Below are 18165 nucleotides of genomic sequence, written 5' to 3'. Positions count from 1 at the left end.
CGTGGGGTGGGTTACACCCCCAGCGCCTCCAGCCGTTCCTCCGCTCTCGCCGGGGCGTAGAGGTGCTCCACCACCAGGTGGGCCGCTCCGACCAGGGCCGCGCGGTCGCCGAGGCGGGAGGTGACGACGTCGAGGTGGGCCGTGCAGCGCGGGAGGGCGCGCTGGTAGAGGAGCTCGCGGACCCCGGTGAGGAAGGGGGTTCCGGCGAGGTCTCCCGCGATCATGAGGACGCCGGGGTTGAGGAGGGTCACGACGGTCGCGAGGACCTCGCCGACCTGGCGCCCCGCCTGGCGGGCGAGACCCGCGGCCTCGGGGTGGCCCTCCGCGAGCAGGGCGCGGACGTCGGAGCCCGAGGCGGCGGGGACGCCCGCCGCGCGGAGCCGCGCCGCGAGGGCGCGGCCGCTCGCGACGGCGGCGAGGCAGCCCTGCGCCCCGCACATGCAGTCCAGTCCCTCACCCGCCGGGACCCTGATGTGCCCGATGTCCCCCGCGCCGCCGTCCACGCCCCGGTACACGCTGCCGTCCACGACGACCCCCGCCCCTATCCCGGTCGACACCTTGACCAGGGCGAAGGCGCGGCACTCCGGCCAGCCGGCGCGCTGTTCGCCGTACGCCATGAGATTGGCGTCGTTCTCGACGAGCACGGGGACGGGCGGGGCGCTCCCGCCCACGGCGCCGCTCGCCTCGGCGAAGGCGCGCGCGAGGCGGCCGCTCAGGTCGAAGCCGCCCCAGCCGGGCATGATCGGCGGGTCCACGAGCGTGCCGCTCGCGCTGTCCACGGGGCCGGGCACGGCGAGGCCGATGCCGCAGACGGAGGCGGGCGCGAGGCCCGCGTCCCCGAGGAGCCGGGCGAAGCGGGCGCCGAGTTCGCCGAGGACGTGTTCGGGGCCCTCCGAGAGGAGGAGCGGCCAGCTCGTCTCGGCGAGCACGTCCCCCGTGAGGCTGAGGGCCGCGGCCCGGGAGTGACGCGTCTCCAGGTCCGCCGCGAGGACGAGCGCGTGCCGGTCGTCGAACTCCAGGCGGACCGAGGGGCGTCCTCCCTGCGGCGAGGGCACGCTCGGTGCCGCCTCGCCCTCGCGGAGCCAGCCGGCGCGGAAGAGCCGGTCGAGGCGCTGGCCGACGGTCGCGCGCGAGAGCCCGGTGACGCGCTGGAGGTCCCCGCGCGTCGTCGCGGAGCCCGTACGTACCAACTGGAGCAGATCCCCCGCGCTCGTCTGCTGAGCCACCGTGCCCCTACCCCCTTGCGTTCGCTCAATCCGCATTACACAGTGAGTTCTGCGTGTTAAATAGACGTAACCCTACGGTACCCGGTACCGCGGGCCGGGCCCTCGTCTGCCCGGACTGTCTCAGGACCTCCCCGGGGAGCGCCACGTGGAACCCACCTCCCGAGTCACCAGCCGTCCCAGCCGTATCACGCGGCACGCGGGGCCCGTTGAGTCGCCCCAGCAGGGCGCGCCGGGTCCCGCGACGGCGGCTCCCCCGGGTTCCGCGCCTCCCCCACGTCCCGCCGCGCCGCTCGTCCCCGCGCCCCGGATCGCATCCCATCCGCGTCCTCGTAGGGGTGAACGTACGAGTGAGCTGCGCCACCTGTGGCGCGGCGCCGCCACCGTGCTCGAAGCGAACCGCACGGGCGCCTCCACCGTGCCCTCGCGCGCCCTGTACCCGCACCAGTGGTCGTGGGACTCGGCGTTCATCGCGATCGGCCTGCGGCGGCTCGATCCGCTGCGGGCGCGCCGCGAGATCGAGACCCTGTTCGCGGCGCAGTGGGCGGACGGCCGCGTGCCGCACATCGTCTTCAACCCGGCGGTCCCGCTCGACGCCTACTTCCCCAGCCCGGACTTCTGGCGCTCCTCGCTCGCCGCCCCCGCGCCGCGGGCCCCCGAGACCTCGGGGATCGTGCAGCCGCCCGTGCACGCGCTCGCGGTGTGGCTCGTGCACCGCGCGGCGCCGCGCGATCCCGCCTCACGGGCCTTCCTGGCGCGGATGTACCCGCGCCTCGTGGCCTGGCACCGCTACCTGAGCGAGTCCCGCGATCTGGGCGGCGCGGGGCTCGCCGCGCTCGTCCATCCGTGGGAGTCGGGGATGGACAACAGCCCGTGCTGGGACGCGCCGCTCGCGCGCGTCGTCCCCGCCCCGCGCGAGTCCTACCGGCGCGCCGACCTCGACCACGGCAGCGCGGCGGACCGGCCGACGGACCTCGACTACGGGCGGTACGTGCGGCTCGCCGCCGCCTACCGGGACAGCGGTTACGCGGACCGGGCCGAGCGGCCCGACGGGGCGCGGTTCGCGGTCGAGGACCCGGGGTTCAACGCGCTCCTCATCGCCTCGGAGTACGCGCTCGCGGCGATCGCGGCCGAGCTCGGCGAGGACCCGGGGCCGCGCACACGGCGGGCGCGGGGACTCACGGAGGTGCTGGTCGAGCGGCTGTGGGAGCCGGGGGCGGGGCTGTTCCTGAGCCGGGACCTGGAGGGGAAGGCGGCAAAGCCGCCGCAGTACGGGGCCGCCGGGCTGCTGCCGCTCCTGCTGCCCTGGCTGCCCGAGGGGATCGCGGGGGCCCTGCGGGCGGCCCTGCGCGGACCGCGCTTCGGGCTCGGCACGCGCAGCCTGCTCGTACCGAGCCACGACCTGACGTCACCCCAGTACGACCCGCGTCGTTACTGGCGTGGGCCCGCCTGGTTCAACGTCAACTGGCTGCTGCTGCGCGGGCTTCGGCAGCACGGGGACCCGGCGGGCGCCGCGGCGCTGCGGGACGCGTTCCTGCGGGCGGCCGGTGCGACGGCATTCGCGGAGTACGTCGATCCGGGCACGGGGCGGGGGCTCGGGGCGCGGGAGTTCGGCTGGACGGCCGCGCTCTGTCTCGACCTGCTGGCCGAGGAAGGGGTTGGGGAATGAACAGGGAAGACACGAGGCGGCGGACGCTCGTGCACGGGGCGAGCTTCGCCGCCGTGGACGCGGCTGGGGACATCACGGGGGCGCGGGGCACCGCCCCGGACGGGCTCTTCGTACGGGACGCGCGCCATCTCAGCCGCTGGCAGCTCACCGTGGACGGCCGGGTGCCGCAGGTGCTCGCCCCGGCCGCGGGCAGCGGGACGCTGCGCAGCGTGCTGAGCCCGCACGGCAGCCGCACCGAGCCGCCCGCGTGCACGCTCTTCCGTGAACAGGCCGTCGTGGACGGCTCGTTCGTGGAGACGGTACGAGTCCTGAGCAACCGCCAGGGGCCGCTCACCGTCCGGCTCGCGCTCACCGTGGACGCGGACTTCAGCGACCAGTTCGAGCTGCGGGCCGACCACCGCACGTACAGCAAACCCGGAGCGGTACGCGGCAGGGAGCTGACCGAGGACGGGGCGCTGGAGTTCCGCTACCGGCGGGGCGACTGGCAGGCCCGTACCGCCGTGACCGCCGAGCCGGCCCCCGACGCCGTCGAGGAGACGGGCACGGGGGCCAGGCGGCTCGTGTGGCAGCTGGACTGCGAGCCGGGCGGCAGCGTCGAAGTGACCTTGCGGGTACGGGCCTTGGGGAATGGCGGCCTCGCTCCGCTCGTCGTGCCGGATTCGCCGCGCGAGGCGGCACGGCTGCTCGCCGAGGAGGCGGCGGACTACGCGGAGGGCGTGGCGCTCACGGCGGGCTGGCCGGAGCTGGGCGCGGCGTGCGCGCGGGGGCTCGCCGATCTCGCGGCGCTGCGGGTCCCGGCGGCGGGCCCGGACGGGGAGCCGCTGCGGGTCCCGGCCGCCGGAGCCCCCTGGTTCCAGACGCTGTTGGGCCGTGACGCGCTCTTCACCTCGCTCTTCCTCCTCCCGTACCGCCCCGAACCGGCCGCGGCGACGCTCGCCGCGCTCGCGGCCGCGCAGGCCACCGAGGAGACGGCGGCGCGCGTCGCGCAGCCGGGGAAGATCGTGCACGAGGTGCGGCACGGGGAACTCGCGCACTTCGGGCAGGTGCCCTTCGGCCGCTACTACGGCTCGGTCGACGCGACGCCGCTCTTCCTCGTCCTGCTCGGCGCGTACACGGAGCGGACCGGGGACAGGGCGCCCGCGCGGCGTCTGGAGAAGCACGCGCGCGCCGCCGTGACGTGGATGCTCGACCACGGCGGGCTCACCTCGCGCGGCTACCTCGTGCACCGCGCGGACGAGGGCGGGCTCGCGCACCAGAACTGGCGCGACACGCCGGGCGCGATCTGCGCGGCCGACGGGACCCGGCCGAGCGGGCCGGTCCTGACGGCGGGCGCGCAGGGCTACGCGTACGACGCCCTGCGCCGTACCGCGCGGCTCTCCCGGCAGGTGTGGGACGACCAGGTGTACGCGGACCTGCTCGACCAGGCGGCGACCGATCTGCGCGACCGCTTCCAGCGCGATTTCTGGATGCCGGAGCACTCCTTTCCCGCGCTGGCCCTCGACGAGGACGGGCGCAGGCTCGACGCGCTCGCCTCGGACGCGGGGCACCTGCTGTGGTCGGGGCTGCTCGACAAGGAGTGGGGCGAGGCGGTGGGCCGCCGTCTCCTCGCGCCCGACTTCTTCTCGGGCTGGGGCGTACGGACCCTCGCGGCCGGTCAGGCCGCCTACCACCCGCTCGCCTACCACCGCGGCGCGGTCTGGCCGCACGACAACGCCCTCCTGGCCCTCGGCCTCGCCCGCTACGGCCTCCACGACGAGGCCCTCCGCGTCGCCCACGGCCTCACCGAGGCGGCGGCGCACGAGGACCAGCGCCTCCCGGAGGTCCTGGCCGGGTACGAACGGGCCCGGCACCCGCTGCCGGTGGCGGCCCCGTACGCGTGCGTCCGCGAGTCGCGGTCGGCGGCGACACCGCTGGCGCTGCTGACGGCGGTGAGCGGGGGGTAGGGGGACGAGCAGCACGGGCGAGTGCGAAGGGGGCGGGCGGAGGCGGGGAGGGGCGGGCGCGGGGAGGGGCGCGGGTGCGCGGCTGGGTGCGCGGCGTGAGAAAGAGGTGCGGCCGCGGCGTCCGGCGTGAAAAAGACGTGCGGCCCCGGCGTCCGGCCCCTATGGTCTTCCTCATGTCCTTCCGCCAGATCTACGGCTGACGCGAGCGGGCCGCCACCGGCCCCCTCCCCCGCCACGTGCCGCCCGGCCCCGCGCGCCGGTGCGTCGGCACGCGCTGCCCCTGTAGACCCGTAGACCTGAAACGAGTGTGTTCCCATGCCACTTGCCCCTGCCCACATCGCCATGGTGTGCGCCCCGCTCGTGAGCCACATGCGGCCGAGCCTGGACGTGGTGCGCGAGCTGGTCGCCCGCGGCCACCGCGTGACGTACGCGACGGCTCCCTCCGTCGCCCACCTCGTCGAGCCCACCGGCGCCGAACTCGTCCCCGTCACCTCGGTGTTGCCGCACGTGGACAACGAGTGGCCCGAGGACCCGATCGGGGCCATGGGCCTCTTCCTGGACGACGGCGTCCAGTCGCTTCCGCAGCTCCGCGCCGCCTACGACCGCGACCCGGCCGACCTGTACCTCTACGACATCGGCGCCTACCACGCCCGCGCGCTCGCCGAGGCGCAGGGCAGGCCGCTCGTGCAGCTCTCGCCCGCGTTCGTCGGGTGGGAGGGGTACGCGGAGGAGGTCGGCGCCCAGATCAAGGCGTTGCCCGGCGCGGACGCGTACCAGGAACGCTTCGCCGCGTGGCTCGCGGAGTGCGGGGCGACGACGCGGGACGTCGATACGTTCATGGGCCCGCCCGCGCGCTCGCTCGCGCTCGTGCCGCGCGCGATGCAGCCGCACGCGGACCGCGTGAACACGGACGTCGTGACCTTCGTGGGGCCGTGCTTCGACGCGTCCGAAGAGACCTGGGAGCGTCCCGCCGGCGCCGAGCGCGTGCTGCTCGTCTCGCTCGGCTCGGCGTACACGCGGCAGCCCGCCTTCTACCGCGCGTGTATCGAGGCCTTCCGCGAGCTGTCCGGGTGGCACGTGGTCCTCCAGATCGGCAAGTACGTCGACCCGGCCGAACTCGGCCCCGTACCGGACCACTTCGAGGTCAGCTCCTGGGTCCCGCAGCGCGCGGTCCTCGCCGCCGCCGACGCCTTCGTCACCCACGCGGGCATGGGCGGCTGCGGCGAGGCGCTGCTCGCGGGCGTCCCGATGATCGCCGTCCCGCAGGCCGTCGACCAGTTCGCCAACGCGGACCGCCTCGTCGAACTGGGCATCGCCCACCGCGTCGACACGGCGGAGGCGACGGCGGACCGGCTGCGCGAGGCGCTGCTCGCCTTGGTCAACGACCCCGAGGTGGCCCGGCGTTCGGCGCGCCTTCGCGAGGACGCCCTGGCGGAGGGCGGGACTTCGCGGGCGGCCGATCTCATCGAAGCGGAGCTGAAGGGGGCTTCGGACCGCTGACGGCGGCGGGGGGGGCGGGGCCGGGGAGTCCGGGGCAGGCGGCGAGGACGTTCCGCCGGCGTGCGTGGGAACGCCCCACGCCCGGTCCCCGCCCCCTGGCTCAGCCCACTTCCTGGATGCGGATCAGGTTGCCCGCCGGGTCGCGGAAGGCGCAGTCGCGGATGCCGTAGGGCTGCTCGACCGGTTCCTGGACGACCTCGGCGCCCGCCTGCGAGAGCGTGGCGAAGGTGTCGTCGAGGTCCTTCGACGCGAGGAGAATCCAGCCGTAGGTGCCCTTCGCCATCATCTCGGTGACCGTGCGGCGCTCCTCCTCCGTGATGCCGGGGTCGAGGGCGGGCGGGGCGAGGAGGAGGGAGATGCTGTCCTGGCCCTTCGGGCCGACCGTGAGCCAGCGCATCGTGCCCTGGCCGACATCGGTGCGCACCTCGAAGCCGAGGATGTCGCGGTAGAAGCGGAGGGACGCCTCGGGGTCGGTGTGCGGGAGAACGGTGGTGTGCAGCGTGAGGTCCATGCCCCCGACGTTAAGCGGGGCCGGGGCCGGGCGCTTCTCGAATCCTGACCGGTCGGGTGACCTGTTTGGCGAGGCAGGCGGGCACGCCTCGCGCCGCGCCGGGGGCAGCCTCCCGCCCCGGCCCCCCGGCCGCCTCCTCCCCCGCCGCCGTGCCGGCCCGCGCGGCCCGTTCCCGGTAGACGCTCGGCGGCATTCCGACCAGTTCGGTGAACCTGGTGCTGAAGGTGCCGAGCGAGGCGCAGCCGACCGCGAAGCACACCTCGGTGACGCCGAGGTCGCCGCGCCGCAGGAGCGCCATCGCGCGCTCGACGCGGCGCGTCATGAGGTACGCGTACGGGGGCTCCCCGTACGCGAGGCGGAACTGCCGGCTGAGGTGCCCGGCCGACATGTGCGCCCCGCGCGCGAGGGCCTCGACGTCGAGCGGGCTCGCGTACTCGCGATCGATCCGGTCCCGTACGCGCCGCAGGACGGCGAGGTCGCGCAGCCTGCGCGCCTCGGCCCCGCCGTCCCCCGCGCGCGGTGAAGTGGTCATGCCGCCAGCGTGCCACGTACCGCCGACGACGGCCGCCCGCTCAGGGCTTGCGGGCCACGAAGCCCCACTGCTCGATGGGCTCGCGGTCGAGCGGCGCCTCCGGCTTCCACAGGTCGATGGAGCCGAAGCCGGGCTCCAGGACCTCCAGGCCCTCCGTGAAGCGCTCCATCTCCTCGCGCGGGCGGGAGCGGTAGGCCATCGCGCCGCCCTCCTCGTAGTCGTCGGACGCCGCCTTCGACTCGGGGGTCTCGATGGTGTCGCACTGGACGAGGTAGCTGCCCGCGGGGAGCCGGTCGAGGTAGGAGCGGAGCAGGGCGTGGGCGGCCTCGCTGTCGGGGACGTGGCCGAGGGTGGAGAGGATGAGGACGGCCACGGGCCGGGTCAGGTCGAGGGTCCTCGCGGCCTCCGTGAGCACGGCCGGGGCGTCGGCGAGGTCGCCGTGCACGTAGTCGGTCGCGCCCTCGGGGCCGCTCGTGAGCAGGGCGCGGGCGTGGGCGAGGACGATCGGGTCGTGGTCGACGTAGACGATCCGCGCGGTGGGCGCGACGGACTGGGCGACCTCGTGCGTCGCGTTGGCGGTGGGCAGGCCCGTGCCGAGGTCGAGGAACTGGCGGATGCCGGCCTCGGCCGCGAGGTGGCGGATGGCCCGGGCCTGGAAGGCGCGCGAGGCCCGGGCTATCTCCCTGATCTGCGGGTACGTCTCGGCCATGTACTGGCCGAGCTTGCGGTCCGCCTCGTAGTTGTCCTTGCCACCGAGCCAGTAGTTCCACATGCGTGCGGAGTGCGGCACGCTCGTGTTGAGCTCCTGCTCAAGGCGCTGCATACGGTCGTCGAGGGGAGAACTCATCGGCGTGCCTTCCTCTGCAACTGGGGTCACACGAGGTCGCGTTGATCTCGCGTCATCCCATGATCGCATCTGTCCGGGCGGGCACGACGGCCGCGCGGCGGCTCCTCGTGCGCGGCCGTCCCCTCAGCTCCCCTCAGCCCCCCGAGGTCTCCGATTCGGCGTCCTCGCCGAGGGCGGCGCAGTCCCAGGGGTCATCCAGCCAGCCGTCGGGGAGGGCGACCCTGTTGTTGCCCGAGGTGCGCCCACGCGGTCCCTCGGCCGCCACGGGCCAGGGCTGGTCGAGGTCGAGGCCGTGCAGCCCCTCCTCCAGTGCGGCGAGGGTCGAGGTCGTGGCGAGGGCGCGGCGCTTCTCGGAGCCGACCGAGAAGCCCTTGAGGTACCAGGCGACGTGCTTGCGGAAGTCGATCACGCCGCGCTCCTCGTCCTCCAGCCACTCGCCGAGGAGGGTCGCGTGGCGCAGCATGACGGCGGCGACCTCGCGCAGGCCGGGCGGGGTCGGGCGCGGGGCGCCCTCGAAGGCGGCGACCAGGTCCGCGAAGAGCCAGGGCCGGCCCAGGCAGCCGCGTCCGACGACGACGCCGTCGCAGCCGGTCTCGCGGACCATGCGCAGGGCGTCCTCGGCGGTCCAGATGTCGCCGTTGCCGAGGACGGGCAGTTCGGGGACGTGTTCCTTGAGGCGCGCGATCGCGTCCCAGTCGGCGGTGCCGCCGTAGTGCTGGGCCGTGGTGCGACCGTGCAGGGCGATCGCGGTGATGCCCTCGTCGACGGCGATGCGGCCCGCGTCGAGGGCGGTGAGGTGGTCGTCGTCGATGCCCTTGCGCATCTTCATCGTGACCGGCAGCCCGTCCGCGCCCGCGACGGCCTCGCGCAGGATCGCGCGCAGCAGGTGCCGCTTGTACGGGAGGGCCGAGCCGCCGCCCTTGCGTGTGACCTTCGGCACCGGGCAGCCGAAGTTGAGGTCGATGTGGTCCGCGAGGTCCTCGTCGCGGATCATGCGGGCCGCCTTGCCGACCGTGACGGGGTCGACGCCGTAGAGCTGGATCGAGCGGGGTGTCTCGGTGGGACCGAACTGGACGAGCCGCATCGTCTTCTCGTTGCGCTCGACGAGGGCGCGGGTCGTGATCATCTCGCTCACGAAGAGGCCCTTGCCGCCGCTGAACTCCCGGCACAGGGTGCGGAAGGGCGCGTTGGTGATCCCGGCCATGGGGGCGAGCACGACGGGTGGGGTGACCGGGTGCGGGCCGATGGTCAGGGGCGCGCCCGCCGGGGCGGGGGGCGTGGTGGGCCCAGTGGGCGTGGCGGAGGCGGCGGACGCGGTGGCGAGGGGGACTGCGGAGGACATGACTCCATTGTCACGTACCGCCGCCCGAGGCCAAGCCGGTTGTCCACAGGCCCGGTCATTAGTTAGTAAAGCGTACTAATGATTTACGATACTGCTCATGCCCGAGCTGAGTCACCGGCGGCGCATGGCCGTCCTCGCCATCTGCTGCATGAGCCTTTTCATCGTGTCGTTGGACAACACCGTCCTCAACGTCGCCCTCCCCGACCTGCAAAAAGAGTTCGACGCGAGCGTCTCGGGGCTCCAGTGGACGATCGACGCGTACACGCTCGTCATCGCCTCGCTGCTCATGCTCTCCGGCTCGACGGCGGACCGGGTGGGCCGCCGACGCGTCTTCCGTATCGGTCTGATCGTCTTCACGGTCGGCTCGGCGCTCTGCTCGGTCGCCCCGAACCTGGGGCTGCTCGTCGTCTTCCGCATGGTGCAGGCGGTCGGCGGCTCGATGCTCAACCCGGTCGCGATGTCGATCATCACGAACACCTTCACGGACCCGCGTGAGCGCGCCCGCGCGATCGGTGTGTGGGGCGGCGTCGTGGGCCTGTCGATGGCGGCCGGGCCGCTCGTCGGCGGGCTGCTCGTCGACTCCGTGGGCTGGCGCTCGATCTTCTGGCTCAACCTCCCGGTCGGCATCGCCGCGCTCATCCTCCTGACGCTGTACGTGCCCGAGTCGCGCGCCCCGCACGGGCGCCGCCCCGACCCGGTCGGCCAGGTCCTCGTCATCGTGCTCCTCGCCGCGCTGACGTTCGGCATCATCGAGGCCCCCGACGCGGGCCTCACCTCGCCGCTCGTGCTCGGCTGCGCGGCGCTCAGCGTCCTCGCGGTCGTGCTGCTCGTCCGGTACGAACTGCGCAGGTCCGAACCGCTCATCGACCCGCGCTTCTTCCGCAGCCTGCCGTTCAGCGGGGCGACCGGCATCGCGGTGTGCGGCTTCGCGGGGCTCGGCGGTTTCCTCTTCCTCTCCACGCTCTACCTCCAGAACGTCCGCCACTACAGCGCGCTGCACGCCGGGCTGTGGATGCTCCCGATGGCCGTCGTGACCTTCGTGTGCGCGCCGCTGTCCGGGCGGCTCGTCGGCTCGCGCGGCACCCGGGTGCCGCTGCTGATCGCGGGGTTGGGGATGACCGCGAGCGGGGTCCTCTTCGCGGCCTTCGACGGGCAGACCCACACCGTGACCCTCGTCGTCGCCTTCGTCCTCTTCGGCCTCGGCTTCGGCTTCGTCAACGCGCCCATCACCAACACGGCCGTCTCCGGAATGCCCCGCGCCCAGGCCGGGGTCGCCGCCGCCGTGGCGTCCACGAGCCGCCAGACGGGCTCGGCGCTCGGTGTCGCGCTCCTCGGCGCGATCCTCGCCTCGGGCATCACACCGCAGCGGTACGAGGCGACCTTCACGGACGCCGCGCGGCCCGCGTGGTGGGTGCTGACGGGGTGCGGGGCCGCCGTGCTGGTGCTGGGGCTCGTGTCCTCGGGGCGGCGGGCGAAGGAGAGCGCGGTGCGGGCGGCGGCGCGGCTGGAGGAGGCGGGGCACGTGCCGGTCGCGACCGGGCGCTGAGAGCTTGCGGGAGGCCCCTCGCCCCGAACAACCTCCCCGCGTCCGGGGGGACTTCCCCACCTTGAGGCCGGGAGTGTGCCGCATGGGCCTCCAGCCCGGGGCGGGAGAGCCTGTGGGGCATGACGACTCCTCGGAAAGCTCGCCGCTCCGGCCGTGTGCGGGGCTCCGCTCCACACCCCGCTCCTCGAACGCCGCAGGGGCTGAGAATGGGCGTGCTCGCGCTCACGCTCACCCTGGCGACGTTCGCCGCGCCGACCGCCCACGCCGCCTCCCCCGCCCTCGACTGGACCCCCTGCGGCATCCCCCGCCAGGAGTGCGCGACCCTCACCGTCCCGCTCGACTACTCCCGCCCGCACGGTCCCACCGTCCGCCTCGCCGTCAGCCGCCTCCGCGCCGAGGGCGAGCGGCGAGGGACTCTCGCCGTCATCCCCGGGGGGCCCGGGAACTCCGGTGTGCAGCGGCTCACGAGCAAGGGGGCCGCGCTCATGGCGGCGACCGGCGGGCGGTACGACCTCGTCACCTTCGATCCGCGCGGGACCGGCGGGAGCACGACGGCCGGTTGTGACCTGCCCGAGGCGGACCGGCGGCTCGCGACGCTCCGGTCCTGGCCCGGCGCCGGGGGCGCCATCGCGGAGAACGCGGCGCGCTCGCGCCGTACCGCCGAAGCGTGCGCCAGGAACGGCGGTGCGACGCTCGCGAGCTTCACGACCGCCAACGAGGTCCGCGACCTCGACCGCGTCCGGGCCGCGCTCGCCGCGCGCGAGCTGTCCCTGTGGGCGACGTCGTACGGCACGTACGTGAGCGCCGTCTACGCCCAGGAGCACCCCGGGCGCACCGCTCGCGTCGTCCTCGACAGCAGCGGCGACCCGGACCCCGCGCGCGTCGAGCGGGGCTGGCTCGCGAACATGGCGCGCGGCGCCGAGGACCGCTTCCCCGATTTCGCCGCGTGGGCGGCGGACCCGGCACGCGGGGCGGAGCGGCTCGCCGAGCGGCCAGGCCGGGTCCGTGGCCGCGTACTCGGCCTCGCGCGGGAACTCGACGCGCACCCGCGCGCCACGACGACCCCCGGTCTCCCGCTCACCGGCGGCATGCTCCTCCAGGCGCTCCAGAACACGCTCTACGACGACGCGGCCTTCCCGGAGTTCGCGGCGCTCGTACGGGCAGCCGGCGACACGGCGGGGGAACCGCTCGTGCTCCCCGCCGCGCTCTCGCAGCCCATGTCGCAGCAGGACGCGGCCGTCACGATCGGCGTGATCTGCAACGACGTCGACTGGCCCGGCTCGGTCGCGGACCACGCCCGGGCCGTCGCGCGGGACCGCGCGCGGTACCCGCTCACCGGAGGCATGCCCGTGAACATCACGCCCTGTTCGTACTGGAAGGACGAGCCCGCCGAGCCCCCGACGCGGCTCACGGACGAGGGCCCTTCGAACATCCTCATGGTGCAGAACCTCCGCGACCCGTCGACGCCGTACGCCGGTGCCCTGCGCATGCGCGCGGCGTTGGGGCGCAAGGCGCGGCTCGTGTCCGTGGACAGCGGGGGGCACGGGTCGTACCTGGGGACGGGCAACGCGTGCGGGGACGCGGTGGTGACGAGGTTCCTGGTGACGGGTGAGCGCCCGGCGCGGGACGTGGTCTGCCGCTGACGCTCACGGCACGTGGAAGGGCACCTCCGTGATCACGATCTTCGGCAGGGGGCGCAGTGCCCGGCGCAGGCGGGCCGCGTCGTGGCTGTGCAGGAGGCGGTGGTGGGGGTGGCGGGGGACGATCTCCGGGAGGACGACCGTGATCGTGAGGTCGGGGCGCTGGGCGTGCAGGGTCGCGATGTAGTGGACGAGCGGGGCGATCAGGGCGCGGTACGGAGAGAGGACGACGTGCAGCGGGACGTGGTCGCCCCAGCGGTCCCAGTAGTCGCGGAAGCGGTCGGCCTCGTCCTCACCGGGGCTGATGTGCAGGGCGAGGAGGGGCTGTCCGAGCGAGGCCGCGTAGGCGAGGGCGCGCAGGCCCGAGAGGTCGAGCACGGCGAGGGCGACGACGGTGAGGTGCCGTACCTGCTGCGGCGTCTCCTCCTCCTCGCCCCGGCAGGCGGGCCCCTCCTCGCGGGGGGCCGCCTGCTCTCGTACCGCCTCCTTCACGGGGAGCCGCGCGTCCACGTGCGTCACCGCACCCGGGCGCAGGCGCAGCGCCGCGCGGACCGTCGCGTAGTGCCCGCGTACCCGCGAGGCGAGCACGACGAAGACCGCGATGGCGAGGAGCGCGACCCAGGCGCCTTCGAGGAACTTCGTGATCGCCGCCGTCACGAGGACGAGCCCGGAGAGCGCGCAGCCCGTCGCGTTGAAGAGGAGGTTCTTGCGGCGGTGCGGTTCGGTGCGGCGGCGGTGCCAGTGCGCGACCATGCCCGCCTGCGAGAGCGTGAAGGCGAGGAAGACGCCGACCGCGTAGAGCGGGATGAGCGCGGAGGTCTCGCCGCCGAAGGCGAGGAAGACGAGCGCGGCGGTCGCCGAGAGCGCGGTGATGCCGTTGTTGAAGGCGAGCCGGTCGCCCTGGCGCTGGAAGATGTGCGGGGCGTGGTCGTCGCGCGCGAGCAGGTGCAGGACGCGCGGGCAGTCGTTGTACGCGGTGTTCGCGGCCAGGAGCAGCACGGCGGCCGTCGCGGCCTGCGTGTACCCGTAGAGGAGGCCGGGCCCGAAGGTCAGCCGCGCCATGTGCGACAGGACCGTCTCGTCCCCGCCCGGGACGACGCCGCTGAAGTGCGCGCTCGCGACGACGCCGGCGAAGAGCGCGATGAGCAGCCCGACCATCCAGGTGAGGGTCGTGCGCGCGTTGCGCCAGCGCACGGGGCGGAAGGCGGGCACTGCGTTGGAGATGGCCTCGATCCCGGTCATCGCCGTCGAACCGGAGGCGAAGGCCCGCATGACGAGGAGGACGCCGACGCCCTCGGTGGCGTGCGGGAGCGTGGGCGGTACGGGCACGAAGTCGCGCCGCGCCGCGTCGGCCAGCGTGGAGCCGACGAGCGCGACGACGGCGATCAGGAAGGCGTAGGTCGGCGCCGCGAAGATCATCCCGGCCTGCCGGACGCCGCGCAGATTGCCGAGCAGGAGCAGCGCGACGGCGGCGAGCCCGAGCGGGACGATCGCGGGGCGCAGCGCGGGCAGCGCGGAGGTGACGGCGGCGACCCCCGCCGAGATGGAGACGGCCACGGTCAGCACGTAGTCGATGAGGAGTCCGCCGGCGGCGAGCAGTCCGGGCACCCGCCCGAGGTTGTCGCTCGCGACGATGTAGGAGCCGCCGCCGTGCGGATAGGCGCGGATCGTCTGCCGGTACGACAGTCCGACGGCGAGCATGAGGAACGCGATCGTCGCCGCGATCGGCAGCGCCCAGTCGAGCCCGGCCGTGCCCGCGAGCACGAGGACGGTGAGCAGCGCCTCGGGCCCGTACGCGACCGAGGAGAGCGCGTCGGCGGCGAGCACGGGCAGCGCGACGAGCTTGCGCATGCTCTCGTGGGCGAGCGTGGTGCTGCGCAGGGGGGCGCCGAGGAGGAGACGGCGGGCGCGGTGGCGGAGGGCCGGGGCGCCGCCGGGACCGGCCTCGGGGCTCGCGTCGGTGCTCTCGTCCGTACTCGCCTCGGCTTCGCCGTCACCGGTGGGGGGCGGGGCGAGCGGGCCGATGGGGGCGAGGCGGCCGAAGGGGCCACGGCCCACCTCGGCGCGACGGAACTCGCCGAGGTCGGGGTCGACGGGGAGCGCTTCGTACGTCCGCGGGCGGTACGGGGCCAGGCGCGGCCAGCGCCGGCCCAGCTCGGCGAGCACGTCGAGCTGTTCGGGGTCGAGGGGCGGCAGAAGCTCGGACGGGCGCGGGAGACCGGATTCCTCGTCCCCGCCCTGACGTGACGCGTTCACCCGGCACAGTGTGGCGAGCGGAACGGATGAAAGCGGGCGAAACGCCGCGCGCGTCCCGGTGCGCGTCACGCCGGGGCGTCTGCGCGCATGTCACGCGGCGCGCGTCCCCCTACGCCTCACGCCGCGCACACCTCCGCGCCCTCCGCGTCCCCTCCCACCGACCGCTCGGCCGCCCGTTCCGCCTCACGCTCCAGCGCCATCTCGCGCAGCCGCTCCATGCGCCGCCGCGTCTCGGCGTCCGCCGGGGTGTACGTGACGAGGCGGGGGCCGTGCGAGGGGCCGAGCCACAGGTCGGTGTGGACGACGGTGAGCAGGCCGACGTGCCGGTTGCGGAAGTGCTTGGTGCGCGAGGTGGAGTCGATGATCTCCTGCCGCTCCCAGTGCGCGCGGAACTGCGGGTTCCGCATGAGCCGGGCGTGCAGGGCGCGGTAGGCGGGCTCGTCGAGGTGGTCGGCCATCGCGGAGCGGAACTTGGCGGCCATGACGCGCAGGGAGCCCTCGCCGTCGGCGAAGGAGTCGCGCCACTCCTCGTTCACGCAGGACAGGACCATGCAGTTGCGGTCCTCGGGGGCGACCGCTTCGAGGTCGCACAGCATGAGCCCGTAGACGCGGTTGTGGGCGAGGATGTCGTAACGGCTGTTCTGCACGCAGGCGGCGAGGGGTTCGAGCTGGTCGAGCATGGCGCGGACCGCGTCGGTGACGACGGGGCAGCGGGTGCCGGGCGCGGGGTCGGTGGCGTGGGCGAGGCCGAAGACGTGGCGGCGCTCGTGCGGGTCGAGGAGGAGGGCGCGGGCGATCGCGTCGAGCACCTGCGCCGAGACCTGGATGTCGCGGGCCTGCTCCAGCCACGTGTACCAGGTGACGCCGACGGCGGCGAGCGCCGCGACCTCCTCGCGGCGCAGCCCGGGGGTACGGCGCCTCGGGCCGCGCGCGAGACCGACCTGCTCGGGGGTGATGCGTTCGCGGCGGCTGCGCAGGAAGGCGGCGAGTTCGCGGCGCCGCTGGGCGGCGGTGTCCCGCCCGGCGGCTTCGCTCAGCCCGCCGCCGGGGCTCAGCCCGCCGCCGGGGCTCAGCCCGGCTTCGCCCGTGGTGGCCGCGCGGCCCGTGTCCGTCCTGGTGCTGGTTCCCTCGACCGTCCGCATACCGCAAGGGTGCCGCAGCCGGGGCTACCGTGCCAGGGTCCCCGTGTTCTCAGCCTGGTGCGCCCAGTACCCGTATAAGCAGGCTCTGGTACCCGTCTGGGAGCGCCCGCAGGGTGGGGGACGTGACAGACAGCGTGACACCCACCGTGACCCCGTCCCCCCGAACCGGTCTCCTCTCCCCCGCCACCCCGGACACGGGTGGCCCCCGCCTCCACGCGCACGGCGCGGTGCTCGGCGCCTTCGGCCTCTTCTCCGTGCTGCTCGGCGCGGCGCTCCCCCTCGTGGACTTCTTCATCGTCAACGTCGCCCTGCCGGACATGGGCCGCGACCTCGGCGCGAGCGAGGCGATGCTCGAACTCGTCGTCGCGGGCTACGGCGTCGCGTACGCGGTGCTGCTCGTCCTCGGCGGGCGGCTCGGCGATCTCTTCGGCCGCCGCAGGCTCTTCCTGTGGGGCATGGCGGCCTTCGGCGTCACCTCGCTGCTGTGCGGGCTCGCCCCCGGGGCGGGCACGCTCGTCGCCGCGCGGATCGCGCAGGGCGCCGCCGCGGCGCTCATGCTGCCGCAGGTGCTCGCGACGATCCAGGCGACGACGACGGGAGCGCACCGGGCGCGTGCGATGAGCCTGTACGGGGCGACGGCGGGCCTGTCGATGGTCGCGGGCCAGATCCTCGGCGGCGTCCTCGTCACGGCGGACGTGGCGGGGCTCGGCTGGCGGACCGTCTTCCTCGTCAACGTGCCGGTCGTCGTCATCGGTCTGGTGTGCGCGGGACGCGCGCTGCCCGAGACGCGCTCGACGGCCCCCGCGCCGGTCGACGGAGCGGGTACGGGGCTGCTCGCGCTGAGCCTCGTCGCGCTCCTGCTGCCGCTCACCGAGGGCAGGGCGGCGGGCTGGCCGCTGTGGACGTGGCTGCTGCTCGGCGTCTTCCCCTTCGCGCTCGCGGCGTTCGTGGCCGTGGAGCGCTTCAAGGAGACGCGGGGCGGGGTGCCGCTCGTCCCGCCGAGCCTGCTGCGGCTGCCGTCGATGCGGCACGGGCTGCCGCTGCTCCTGCCCTTCTGCGTCGGCTTCGGCGGCTTCATGTTCGTCGTGGCGATCGCCCTCCAGGAGGGGCTGCGCCTGTCGCCGGTCGCGGCTGGCGTGGCCGTGGCGCCGATGGCGGTGGCCTTCTTCGCGGGGGCGCTCTCCGGGCCGCGCCTGGTACGGCGCTGGGGCGGCCGGGTCGTGACGGCGGGGGCGCTGATCCAGGGCACGGGGCTCGCGGTCCTCGTGGTGACGGTGTTCGGCGGCTGGCCGGACCTCGATGTGTGGCGGCTGGCGCCGGGGATGGTCCTCGGCGGCTTCGGCCAGTCGCTCCAGCTCCCGGTCCTGCTCCGGTCGATCCTCGCGGACGTCCCCGCGGAGCGGGCCGGGGTCGGCGGCGGGGTGATGACGACGACGCAGCAGACCTTCATGTCCCTGGGCGTCGCGACCCTGGGCACCCTCTTCCTCTCCCTGAGCCCGCACCTGGGCACGGGCGACGCCTTCGGCGTGACCCTCCTCGCGCAGCTGGGCCTGGTCGTGGTGATGGCGGCGGCGAGCCTGCGCCTGCCGCGTCAACTCGACTGAGCGAAGGGGGCTCACGACGGGGCGAGGCGCCCCGCGCGGTGTGCGGGGCGCCTCGTGCGTCGTACGTGCGGCGGGCGGGGGTCAGGCGCGCGGCTCCCCGGCGCCCTGCTCCGTACCGGCCTCCGGGGCGTCGGCACCGGTCTCCGTGGCGTCCGCGCCCGTCCCGGTGGCGGCGTCCGGAGAGGTCACCCGCTCCGTCCCCGTCACCCGCTCGCGCATGCGGCGGGCCAGCTCCTGCTTGCGGGTCTCGGCTGCCTGGCGGTCGCCCGAGCCGTGCGGGCCGCCCGAACCCGGGCCGCCGTTCTTCGGCAGGTGACCGCGCTGGCCGCCTACGCCCAGCAGATTGTTGCGGCTCTTGGCCATGACTGAACTCCGATCGTGTGGAAGGTGGGGTGGGGGGCGGGCGCTAC

At 74.7% G+C, this 18165-nt stretch carries 14 protein-coding genes; 6 read left to right on the top strand and 8 right to left on the bottom strand.

The genetic code is table 11. The features are described 5' to 3' along the window. Positions 1-11 precede the first annotated feature (11 nt). Positions 12-1262 carry an ROK family protein gene (locus ACIP4O_RS08190; RefSeq protein WP_401572870.1) on the bottom strand — a complete coding sequence of 417 codons (1251 nt, stop codon included), beginning with the start codon at positions 1260-1262 and terminating at the stop codon, positions 12-14. A 346-nt stretch (positions 1263-1608) separates the two neighbouring features. On the opposite strand from ACIP4O_RS08190, the gene ACIP4O_RS08185 reads away from it, so the two are divergent. The 3 genes from ACIP4O_RS08185 to ACIP4O_RS08175 all read left to right on the top strand — a co-directional run bounded on the left by ACIP4O_RS08185 (position 1609) and on the right by ACIP4O_RS08175 (position 6335). Next, a complete protein-coding gene (locus ACIP4O_RS08185; RefSeq protein ID WP_401572868.1) occupies positions 1609-2892 on the top strand; it encodes an MGH1-like glycoside hydrolase domain-containing protein in 1284 nt (427 codons plus the stop codon). After that, positions 2889-4835 (top strand): glycogen debranching N-terminal domain-containing protein, encoded by a 1947-nt coding sequence (locus ACIP4O_RS08180; protein ID WP_401572867.1) that lies wholly within the window; start codon positions 2889-2891, stop codon positions 4833-4835. Before ACIP4O_RS08185 ends, ACIP4O_RS08180 begins: the two co-directional genes overlap by 4 nt. Before the next feature lie 315 nt (positions 4836-5150). Continuing rightward, positions 5151-6335, top strand: a complete 1185-nt coding sequence (locus tag ACIP4O_RS08175) for a macrolide family glycosyltransferase (RefSeq protein ID WP_401572865.1) — start codon at positions 5151-5153, stop codon at positions 6333-6335. A 100-nt stretch (positions 6336-6435) separates the two neighbouring features. Here the strand turns inward: ACIP4O_RS08175 and ACIP4O_RS08170 are convergent, their stop codons facing one another. The 4 genes from ACIP4O_RS08170 to dusB form a co-directional block, all read right to left on the bottom strand. Further along, entirely contained in the window at positions 6436-6846 is a 411-nt protein-coding gene (locus ACIP4O_RS08170; protein WP_401572863.1) for a VOC family protein, read from the bottom strand. A 10-nt stretch (positions 6847-6856) separates the two neighbouring features. Continuing rightward, complete coding sequence (locus ACIP4O_RS08165; RefSeq protein ID WP_401572861.1) at positions 6857-7378, bottom strand: helix-turn-helix transcriptional regulator; 522 nt, start codon at positions 7376-7378, stop codon at positions 6857-6859. 40 nt (positions 7379-7418) lie between these two features. Continuing rightward, positions 7419-8201, bottom strand: a complete 783-nt coding sequence (locus tag ACIP4O_RS08160) for an SAM-dependent methyltransferase (protein ID WP_401573889.1) — start codon at positions 8199-8201, stop codon at positions 7419-7421. 157 nt (positions 8202-8358) lie between these two features. After that, the gene (dusB, locus tag ACIP4O_RS08155; protein ID WP_401572859.1) at positions 8359-9567 is read right to left on the bottom strand and encodes a tRNA dihydrouridine synthase DusB; all 1209 of its coding nucleotides are present in this window, start codon (positions 9565-9567) and stop codon (positions 8359-8361) included. 97 nt (positions 9568-9664) lie between these two features. Here dusB and ACIP4O_RS08150 point away from each other — a divergent pair, with 97 nt between their 5' ends. Further along, the gene (locus ACIP4O_RS08150) at positions 9665-11113 is read left to right on the top strand and encodes an MFS transporter (RefSeq protein WP_401572857.1); all 1449 of its coding nucleotides are present in this window, start codon (positions 9665-9667) and stop codon (positions 11111-11113) included. A gap of 119 nt (positions 11114-11232) precedes the next feature. Then, positions 11233-12756: an alpha/beta hydrolase gene (locus ACIP4O_RS08145; RefSeq protein ID WP_401572855.1), complete on the top strand. Its 1524-nt coding sequence runs from the start codon at positions 11233-11235 to the stop codon at positions 12754-12756. A 3-nt stretch (positions 12757-12759) separates the two neighbouring features. On the opposite strand, the gene ACIP4O_RS08140 is transcribed toward ACIP4O_RS08145, so the two are convergent. Both ACIP4O_RS08140 and ACIP4O_RS08135 read right to left on the bottom strand, forming a co-directional pair. Then, on the bottom strand, positions 12760-15009 hold the full coding sequence (locus ACIP4O_RS08140; protein WP_401572853.1) for an APC family permease: 2250 nt from the start codon (positions 15007-15009) through the stop codon (positions 12760-12762). A gap of 116 nt (positions 15010-15125) precedes the next feature. Continuing rightward, a complete protein-coding gene (locus ACIP4O_RS08135) occupies positions 15126-16151 on the bottom strand; it encodes a helix-turn-helix transcriptional regulator (protein WP_401572851.1) in 1026 nt (341 codons plus the stop codon). A 146-nt stretch (positions 16152-16297) separates the two neighbouring features. Between ACIP4O_RS08135 and ACIP4O_RS08130 the strand changes: the two genes are divergently transcribed. Then, on the top strand, positions 16298-17755 hold the full coding sequence (locus ACIP4O_RS08130) for an MFS transporter (protein ID WP_401573887.1): 1458 nt from the start codon (positions 16298-16300) through the stop codon (positions 17753-17755). Positions 17756-17836: 81 nt separating this feature from the next. On the opposite strand, the gene ACIP4O_RS08125 is transcribed toward ACIP4O_RS08130, so the two are convergent. Beyond that, a complete protein-coding gene (locus tag ACIP4O_RS08125; RefSeq protein ID WP_401572849.1) occupies positions 17837-18118 on the bottom strand; it encodes a DUF6243 family protein in 282 nt (93 codons plus the stop codon). Positions 18119-18165 lie beyond the last annotated feature (47 nt).

This window comes from Streptomyces sp. NPDC088923, assembly GCF_044749745.1.
Classification (GTDB): domain Bacteria; phylum Actinomycetota; class Actinomycetes; order Streptomycetales; family Streptomycetaceae; genus Streptomyces.
The sequence above is the reverse complement of the archived record's forward strand: the minus strand, read 5'-3'. Positions and strand labels throughout refer to the sequence as shown.